3 protein-coding genes are annotated in these 7,405 nt (G+C 62.3%); 2 read left to right on the top strand and 1 reads right to left on the bottom strand.

The genetic code is table 11. From position 1 onward, the window contains the following. Nucleotides 1–469 precede the first annotated feature (469 nt). Both ACQ4WN_RS24120 and ACQ4WN_RS24115 read left to right on the top strand, forming a co-directional pair. Nucleotides 470–2,989, top strand: a complete 2,520-nt coding sequence (locus ACQ4WN_RS24120; protein WP_436553798.1) for a TonB-dependent receptor plug domain-containing protein — start codon at nt 470–472, stop codon at nt 2,987–2,989. Between the two features lie 17 nt (nt 2,990–3,006). After that, nucleotides 3,007–3,930 (top strand): SAM hydrolase/SAM-dependent halogenase family protein, encoded by a 924-nt coding sequence (locus ACQ4WN_RS24115; protein WP_436553797.1) that lies wholly within the window; start codon nt 3,007–3,009, stop codon nt 3,928–3,930. 251 nt (nt 3,931–4,181) lie between these two features. On the opposite strand, the gene ACQ4WN_RS24110 is transcribed toward ACQ4WN_RS24115, so the two are convergent. After that, entirely contained in the window at nt 4,182–7,403 is a 3,222-nt protein-coding gene (locus tag ACQ4WN_RS24110; RefSeq protein WP_436553796.1) for an efflux RND transporter permease subunit, read from the bottom strand. Nucleotides 7,404–7,405: the final 2 nt, after the last annotated feature.

The following is a 7,405-nucleotide window of genomic DNA, read 5'->3' as shown; positions in this document are numbered from 1 at the left end:
TGAAGGTTTTCCACTCGGCTGGCTGCATGGAAGACTCCCGTTTGTCTGCTATGTACCGTCAGACAGCAGGGCCCCAGGAAAATTCTCGGAATTCCCCTACTTATCGGGGACAGAGCCAACAGAAATGGCCCCAGCAAATCTGGATCGTGCGTCACGGCCAAAGCGTCGGCAACGTGGCGCGCGATGTCGTCGCCCCCCCTCTCCGCCCTGGGCGACTGCTTCGCCACCCTTCCCCCTGAATAACAACCGACCGTCGTGCTGTACTCGCCTTACGTGCTGGCTATTGGCAAGGCCGCCGACGTGCCCAACTGCGGCATCACCTCGTACGCCTTCCCTGCTGCGCTGCTGGCGGCATAAAAACAACAGCATAAGCATATCCAGAAAGAATCGTTAGCGCATACCGCCGCCTCCCTTAAGCTCATGGCAACTGTTTCCGTACTAACACTCATTGAGCCCAAAGGACCACGCCGTGCATCCGCGCCACTTCTATCCTGTATCTGCCACTCCCGCCACGCCGCTGCGCGCCATCGTCCTGGCCTGCGCCATGCTGGGCGCACCGTCCGCCTGGGCACAAGATGCGCAAGCCAGCGCCAGCACAGGCACAGGCACCAACGCTGAAACGGCCAGCGCCAGCATCGACCAGGTCACCGTCGTCGGCTCGCGCGCGCGCAACCGCACCGTGTTCGACAGCAGCGTGCCCATCGACCGCTTCGGCGCGCGCGAAGTGAGCAATGCGCTGTCGACCGGTGACGTGGGCGCGGCCCTGCAAAACCTGTCGCCCTCGATCAACTTCCCCCGCATCGAGTCGAGCGGCGCGTCGGACTCCGTGCGCGGCATCCAGTTGCGGGGACTGGCGCCCGACCAGGTACTGGTGCTGATCAACGGCAAGCGCCGCCACACGAGCGCCGTGCTCGACACGGAAAGCAGCTTCGCCGGCACCGTGCCGGTCGACATCAACGCCATTCCGCCCAACGCCATCGACCACATCGAAATCCTGCGCGATGGCGCGGGGGCCCAGTACGGCAGCGACGCCGTGGCGGGCGTCATCAACATCGTACTGAAAAAGGCGCGCACGGGCGGCTCCGCCTCCGTCAGCTATGGCGCCAACCACACACATTTCGAGCCGACCGACCAAACCCTGACAGATGGCCAGACTGTCATCGTCAATGCCGACTATGGCGTGCCGCTGGGCGATGCGGGCTACTTCCGCTTCGGCGCGGAAACGCGGCGCCGCTCGCCCACGGAACGGGCCGGCCCCAGCGACGCGGGCTGGACTTCCTACAACTTCACCCCAGCCGACCAGGCGCTCGATGGCAAGGTCGTATTCAAGTCGGGCGACTCGCGCCAGCGCAACAACTACCTGTTCTACAACAGCCAGCTCACCCTGGCCAATGGCCTGGACCTGTACTCGTTTGCCACCTTGAACGAGCGCAAATCGGACGGTAGCGCCTACTTCCGCTATCCGGGCGACCCGTCCAACGTACTGGCCCTGTATCCGAACGGCTACCGCCCCGTCACCAACGGCGACAAGCGCGACCTCAGCATCGTGGCCGGCGTGCGGGGCAGTGCCGGCGAGTGGAATTGGGACGCCAGCGCGCGCCACGGCAGTGACCGCTTTAACTACGGCGTGAGCCAGTCCGTCAACGCCTCGCTGGGCACGGCCAGCCCCACGCGTTTCAAACTAGCCGGCTTCGACTTCCGCCAGAACGCCTTGAACCTCGATGCCACACGCAGCATCGACATCGGCTTGCCCGCCCCCTTGAGCGTGGCCGTGGGTGCCGAGTGGATGCGCGAGACCTACACCAGCTCGGCCGGCGACCCCGCTTCGTACGCGGCCGGCAGTTTCACCGATGCCCCGCCGGGCGCGCAGGCGGGGCCGGGCTTGCGGCCATCGGACGCCTATGACGGCAGCCGGCAGATTCGCTCCGTGTATGCGGACGTGGAAAGCGACCTCACGCCGCGCCTGCTGGTGGGCGCCGCCGCACGCTATTCCCACTACAGCGACTTCGGCAGCGCCAGCACGGGCAAACTGTCCACGCGCTATAAAGTAACGGACAACTTTCTCGTGCGCGGCTCGCTGTCGAACAGCTTCCGCGCGCCGGCCCTCGTGCAGACGGGCTTCCGCTTCGCCACACTGAACTTCAACGCCGATGGCACGGCCCTGCAAACGGCGGCCCTGCTGCCGGCCAGCGACCCGCTGGCGCGCAGCTTCGGCGCACAACAGCTCAAGCCAGAAAAGTCGACCAACGTATCGCTGGGCCTGGCCTGGAAACCGGCCACCGCCACCAGCGTGACAGTGGATGCCTACGTGATCCGCATCCGCGACCGCATCACGCGCTCAAGCGACTTGCAAAGCGACGCCGTCACAGCCTATCTGGCCGCGAATGGCCGCAGCGATATCCAGTCCGTGGCCTACCTGGCCAACCTGCTCGACACGCGCACAAAAGGCCTGGACGTGGTGCTGAATCATGACCTCGCCTTCACATCAGGCAAGCTGAACCTGAACGCGGCACTGAACCTGAACAAGACCAGTCTCGACAAGGTGCGCCAGAGTTCCGCTGCGCTGACCAATATCGATCCCGGTCTCACCTTGCTGACAGAGACGAGTTTGTTCCGCATCAAACATGCGTCACCCACCAGCAAATTGATCCTCGGTGCCGACTGGCAAGCGGCCGGCTGGGGCGTGCAGGCGCGCGCCACGCGCTTCGGCGAGTTGAAAGATTTTTCGTATGACAGCGATGCGCCCCTGATCGATGGCATCCCCGCGCAGCGCTTTGGCGCCGTCTGGTCGCTGGACCTGGAAGGTCAATTGAAGCTGAGCAAGCAACTGACGGTGAGCGTGGGCGGCAACAATATCCTCGACCGTTACCCGCAGCGCGTGCGCCAGACGAATAACGCCACGTATGGCGGCGCCCTGCCCTACAATTTCATCAACCCCATCGGCGTCAATGGCGCGTATTTCTACGCCAAGCTGAACTACACGTTTTAAAGTCACGGAAAGAGCATATGATCATCAAACGCATCTCCCACCTCGTCGCCGGTGCCTGCCTGAGCGCCCTCCTGCTGTCGCCCGCCCAGGCTGCAGCACCGCTGGTGCTCATGACGGACTTCGGCACGGCCGACGGCGCCGTGTCCGCCATGCATGGCGTGGCCTATGGCGTCGACCCCAAGTTGACCATTTCGGACCTGACGCACCAGATTCCCGACTACGACATCTGGCTGGGCGCCTACCGTTTGTACCAGACGGCCAATTACTGGCCGCAAGGCACGGTGTTTGTATCCGTCATCGATCCGGGCGTGGGCACCAACCGCAAGTCGGTAGTGCTGAAAACCAAGGGTGGCCGCTACTTCGTGGGGCCGGATAACGGCCTGTTCACCCTGATCGCCGAGCGCGACGGCGTGGCCGAACTGCGCGAAATCGATGAAAAGGTCAACCGCCTGGCCGGATCAGGCGAGTCCTACACCTTCCATGGCCGCGACGTGTACGCGTATGTGGGTGCGCGTCTGGCCTCGGGCGCCATCAGCTATGAACAGGTGGGCCCGCAATTGCCGAGCGAATCCGTGGTCAAGATTGCCTATCAAAAACCTGTGCGCGATGGCAATACCATCCGTGGCATCGTGCCCGTGCTCGACGTCAAGTACGGCAATGTGTGGACGAATATCCCGAAATCCCTGCTCGACGAATTGCAGGTGAAACTGCATGACCCGCTGCAAGTGCGCATTTTGCACAAGGGCAAGCAAGTGGCCAAGGTCACGGCGCCATTCGAGCACACGTTTGGCGGCGTCGCCAAGGGCAAACCCCTGGTCTACCTGAATAGCCTGCTCGACGTGGCCGTGGCCATCAGCCAGGGTGACTTTGCCGCCAAACACCACGTCGCCTCGGGCGTGGATTGGGAAGTGGAAGTGAGCAAGGCCCCTGCCGCCAAATAAATCGTCTTACGCGGCCAGGGCATCCTGTCCTGGCCCGACTGGCCAACTCCCTTGCGGGTTTGCGTTACGTCAAACCCAGCGCTCTGCTCGCGCCCCACGCCGGCCACCCCCAGCAATCCCGATGACACCACCACGCCGCTGCGCAACAGCTAGCGACTGAACCCTGGTCCGCTGGATGGGCAAAAAAAGAGCCTTCCGCAGAAGGCTCCTGAACTACCACGGCGCAGCGTAAACTGCGCCTTGGCCCGGTTTTACTTTTGCAGGCTGACCGACGTCGCCTTCGGTGCGCGGCGTCCCATCAGGAACAGCACGGCCTTTTTCAGCATGCGGTAGACGAAGCGCACCAGCAGCAAGGTCAGTATGCACTCCAGCAGGGTCAGCACCATGGCCACGGCCACGGGCATGCGCGCGGCGCGGCGGTGGAACTTGGCCACGGCGCCATCACGGGCGATTTCGATGCTGTCATAGAAGGTCGGCACGACCAGCAGGGTCAGAATCGTCGAGGTGATGGTGCCGCCGATGATGGCAATCGCCAATGGACGGTAGAACTCGCCGCCCTCGCCCAGGCCCAGCGCCACGGGGAACATGCCGGCGATCAGCGCAAACGTCGTCATCAGGATGGGACGCAGACGCATGCGGCCCGCATACATCAGCGCGTCTTCGCGGCCATGGCCCTCTTCCTCGCGCTTGCGCGCCGCGTCCAGCAACAGAATGGCGTTCTTGGCGACCAGGCCCATCAGCATGATGATGCCGATAAAGCTCATCAGGTTGAGAGTATTGTTGGTGATCACCAGCGCCACCACCACGCCGATCAGACTGAGCGGCAAGGACATCATCACCGCCACTGGCGCCGTGAAGGAACCAAACTGCATCACCAGGATCAAATACATCAGGCCGATCCCCATCACCAGCGCAATCAGCATTTCCGTGAACAGCTCTTGCTGATCCTGGCCCGCGCCACCGAGCGCCAGGCCGTAGCCGGGCGGGAAGTCGATGGAGTTGGCCAGTTTCATGGCGTCGCTCGTCACTTCGCCGTTCGAGCGGCCTTGCGCATTGGCCGACACGGTGATCGTACGCTTGCCATTCTTGTGCTCGATGCCGGACGGTCCCTTGCCCATGGTGATGGTGGCGATCTGGTCCAGCGGCACCATTTGCGACGTGCCCGTCACGCTGATCGGCAGGCGCTCGATGTTTTCCGACGCCACGCGGTCATCGGGATGCAGGCGCACGGCCACGTCGCGCGTCTCGCCAGTCGGATCGACCCAGTCGCCCACTTCCACGCCGGCAAACGCCACGCGCAACGATTGCGCCGCATCATTGACGGAAATACCCATCGAATTAGCCAGGCCACGGTTGAGCTCAATCTGCAGCTCGTTCTTTGGATCTTGTTCGGACAGGCCCACGTCGACGGCACCGGGAATGGCCCGCAGCTTGTCCATGTAGGCATTCGTAATTTCCATCAGTTTGCGCGAATCGGGACCCGTGAATTCCACCTGGATCGGTTTTTGCGAACCGTTGCTCAAGTCATCCTGCACCACGTATTCGGCGCCCACCAGGCGCGACATCTTCTCGCGCAACTCGACGGCGATTTCCTTGGCCGAGCGCTTGCGCGTATTGCGCTTGCCGATGTCGACATACACTCTTCCGCCACCGGCATTGATGGAGCTGTTGGTATCCTTGGTTTCAGGCAAGGTACGCGCCAGCACGGCCGCCGCTTCCAGTTTCAAACGCGAATACTCGATGCTGCTCGACGATGGCGTGCGTACATTGATCATCAAGTTGCCCGAATCGGATGCCGGCAAGAAACTCGTGCCGCCATGCGTAGCGTGCAGGACGATGGCGCCCACCAGGCTGCCAAAGGCGATCACGGCCATCCAGCGGCGGTGATGCAGGGCCCAGGCGATGACGCGGCCATAACGGTCGGCCTGGTGGTCGAACCAGTGATTGAAACGCTCCAGCACGCGGCCGATACCTTTTTTCGGCGCCGAGTGTTCCTCGACAGGGTCGCCCCAATAGGCCGACAGCATCGGGTCGAGCGTAAACGAGATGCCCAGGCTGACCAGCACCGAGCACGTCACCGTCAAGGCGAATGGACGGAACCACTCGCCGGAAATACCAGGCATGAAGGCCACGGGGATGAAGACGGCGATGATGGAGAAGGTCGTGGCGGCCACGGCCATGCCGATCTCGGCCGTGCCTTCCAGCGCCGCCGTACGGCGGTCTTTGCCCATCTGCATGTGGCGCACGATGTTTTCGCGCACCACGATGGCGTCATCGATCAGCACGCCGATGGCCAGCGACAAGCCCAGCAGGGTCATGAAGTTCAGGGTAAAGCCGCACAGCCACACGGCAATGAAGGCGGCAATCACGGATGTGGGCAGGCTCAGCGCCGTGATCAGGGTCGAACGCCACGAGTTCAGGAAAGCGTAGACGACGAAAATCGTCAGCACGGCGCCCAGCACCAGCGATTCGATCACATTGTTCAAGCTATGCTGGGCGTTTTCGCCGCCGTCGCGCGTCACTTGCAGGATCGTGCCTTTCGGCAAGGTCTTGTTGATTTCCGCCACCATGTCGCGGATCTTGTTGGCCACGCTGACGGTGGAGGCGTCGCGCACGCGGGTAATCGATATGCCCACGTTAGGCTTGCCACTGCGCATGCTCAGGCTGTTGACTTCGGCAAAGCCATCCTCGATGGTGGCCACTTGCGCCAGGCGCACGATTTCCTCGCCGCGGCGCTTGATCACCACTTTCTCGAAATCGGCCGGCGACTCGATGCGGCCCACCAGGCGGATGCTTTTCTCGTCCAGCGTGCCGCGCACCTTGCCCACCGGCGCATTCGTGTTCTGGTTGCGCAAGGCGGTCACGACATCGCTGACGGATACATTGTATTCACGCAATTTTTCCGCCCGTAGCAACACGGACAGTTCGCGCTTCAGCGAACCGCCCACGTTGACCAGCGCCACGCCATCGACGGTGCGGAAGCGGTCAGACAGCACATCTTCGGCCAGGCGCGAAATTTCCGCATGGCTTTGCGTATTCGACGACAGCGCCAACTGCATGATCGGTTCGGCAGCCGGGTCGATGCGCTGCAAGATAGGCTCGCGCATTTCCGTCGGCAACTTGTAGCGCACGGCGGCAATGGCATTGCGGATATTATCGGACGCTTCGATCAAATTGGTATTGAACGAGAACTTCAGGAAGATAGTGGCCGAACCTTCATTCGAATCGCTGTTGACTTCGGTCACGCCGGAAATGCTTTGCAAGGATTTTTCCAGGCGGTTCACCACTTCGCGCTCGACCGTATCAGGTGATGCGCCAGGGTAAGGAATGCTGACGACGATGAAAGGCACTTCGACGTCCGGGTTCTGGTTGACGCGCAGTTTCTTGAGCGCCAGCAAGCCGACGCACATCATGGCCAGGATCAGGACGATGGTGGCGGTGGGCCGCTTGATACTGAAATCGGAAAGGAACATGG

It is taken from the genome of Janthinobacterium pasteuri (assembly GCF_051380775.1).
GTDB lineage: Bacteria > Pseudomonadota > Gammaproteobacteria > Burkholderiales > Burkholderiaceae_D > Janthinobacterium.
The sequence above is the reverse complement of the archived record's forward strand: the minus strand, read 5'-3'. Positions and strand labels throughout refer to the sequence as shown.

What these genes read in the sequence shown, in the direction of transcription:
- ACQ4WN_RS24115 (WP_436553797.1), top strand. Translation starts at nt 3,007, where the DNA reads ATGATCATCAAACGCATCTCCCACCTCGTCGCCGGTGCCTGCCTGAGC.
- ACQ4WN_RS24110 (WP_436553796.1), bottom strand. Translation starts at nt 7,403, where the DNA reads ATGTTCCTTTCCGATTTCAGTATCAAGCGGCCCACCGCCACCATCGTC.